At 38.1% G+C, this 1,878-nt stretch carries 2 protein-coding genes; both read right to left on the reverse strand.

The window, feature by feature from the left end:
* Positions 1 to 13: 13 nt before the first annotated feature.
* Positions 14 to 565, reverse strand: a complete 552-nt coding sequence (locus KI659_RS18475) for a DNA/RNA helicase domain-containing protein (protein WP_213946871.1) — start codon at positions 563 to 565, stop codon at positions 14 to 16.
* Between the two features lie 324 nt (positions 566 to 889).
* Positions 890 to 1,693, reverse strand: a complete 804-nt coding sequence (locus KI659_RS18480; RefSeq protein ID WP_213946872.1) for a hypothetical protein — start codon at positions 1,691 to 1,693, stop codon at positions 890 to 892.
* Positions 1,694 to 1,878: the final 185 nt, after the last annotated feature.

Consider the following 1,878-nt stretch of genomic DNA (forward strand, 5'->3'; position numbering starts at 1 on the left):
AATAATAACAAACTTATACGCTCACCTTTTTGTCAGAAACTGTTTCCAGGTTCATGATTGCTGATTTAAAATATTCTGATGTTTCAACATCCACGCAATATATATAACACCCCTTCATTCCTCTTGTCATTAGGGTTCGATAGGTATTCTTTATTATTTGACGCATTAACTCTTGGGTAGAAGTTTTATTTTCTTTTGCCATTGTTTTCCAGCCCCTAACAGTTGAGTCATGCTTATCCCTTTTATTCGGATCGACAAGAACTTTCCCTTTTCTAACAATTAGATCCTCTCCTACTATCACTCCAATATAGTCAACTTCAAGTCCTTNGGTTCGATAGGTATTCTTTATTATTTGACGCATTAACTCTTGGGTAGAAGTTTTATTTTCTTTTGCCATTGTTTTCCAGCCCCTAACAGTTGAGTCATGCTTATCCCTTTTATTCGGATCGACAAGAACTTTCCCTTTTCTAACAATTAGATCCTCTCCTACTATCACTCCAATATAGTCAACTTCAAGTCCGTGGCAGGTATGGATGCAGCCAATTAAATTCACACTATCCGGCATGATCACCCATTAAATTCCATCTTCTGTGAGGTTCCATTGCATTCCAAAGCTCTCCTCTGGAAATTCAATATCCATTGCATTTTTATCCTTTTTTGACCTCCATGGCCAACAATATCCCGCGCCACAAGCCCTTTTTCTTGGCTTTTAAAATTAAAAAAGCCGCCTGGCTCTGCCCCAGGTCCTCCCACTTAGTTGTGGACGTGCTATCTAAATTACACCACAGTTAGCTCTTTTATACCCTGACGGTAGTCGGAATACTACCCGTCACCTCGACCTCCCCAAATTTCTTGAATATAATTTGTGGAGAGTCAGGGAGTTGCCTCTTTATGAAGGTTGCCTTTGTGCATCTTCAAATATTTTTAAAGTTCCGGGGTTCATTCGTTCAAAGTTACCATTTCGCCATTCTATACTCGATGAATTTATGTCCTCCGAACTTTCTTTACCAAAGATATATTTTTTTTCGTCTTCAACAATTCCAAAAAGTCTTGAGTTCTTATTTCGATATAATCCAACTACCTGGGGAAGTCCACCTGTTTGAGGGTCTTTTATTTCTTTGAGAGTTTTATACAAACAATGATAAACTGCTCGACTTGTTCGATGATCATTGTGCTTCTCACTTTTCCATTTCTGCCAATTTGCGTCAAACTCTTTTGCTCCAGACCCACCACTAAATACTTTGGTTGAAATATTTCCTAATAGAACTTCTTCTTTTCTTAATTGCTTGTCCGCCCCATAAACAATTTTGAAAAGTTTAAAAGTTTTTTCAAATCTCGTTCCGTGAAGAATTGTAAAACTTTCGCCTATGAAATTTTTAGGATAGCTGTCTAATGAGGTTTTAATGTAGGAAAATATTTTAGAGCTTTTAGTTTCTGTATTGTTAGAGTTGTCTAACAATATACCGTTGTCAATTTGAGGAATTATTTGTCCGAGGATAATTGAAGGAAATAATACGTCCCCACAAAACCCAAAAATCTCTGGATGTTTTGTCGCCCCGAAAACTTTTATTCCATAGTCATACTTTCCTGAGTTTCCCCAAGTGTATCGGCTATCAGACGAAATATAAATAGAGGCGATTTCCTTTCCGTCTTCTTTGTCGTCAACTCCTATCCAAGATACTATTAATGTCATTGTCGGTTTCTTTTTAATTGCTTTTAACGTTTTGGCGCTTGGCATAGTTGCAAAATCAGATCAACTAATCTGCCGGCTAGAACAGGTTAACGGTGTCCGTACCACCCAGAAACCGAACACGGCACCCGCTATTGAGCCAAAACACTGTTGCACTAAACCTACGGTAGCTTTCAAAACTGCTCGAT

Source organism: Litoribacter ruber, assembly GCF_018449405.1.
Lineage (GTDB): Bacteria > Bacteroidota > Bacteroidia > Cytophagales > Cyclobacteriaceae > Litoribacter > Litoribacter ruber.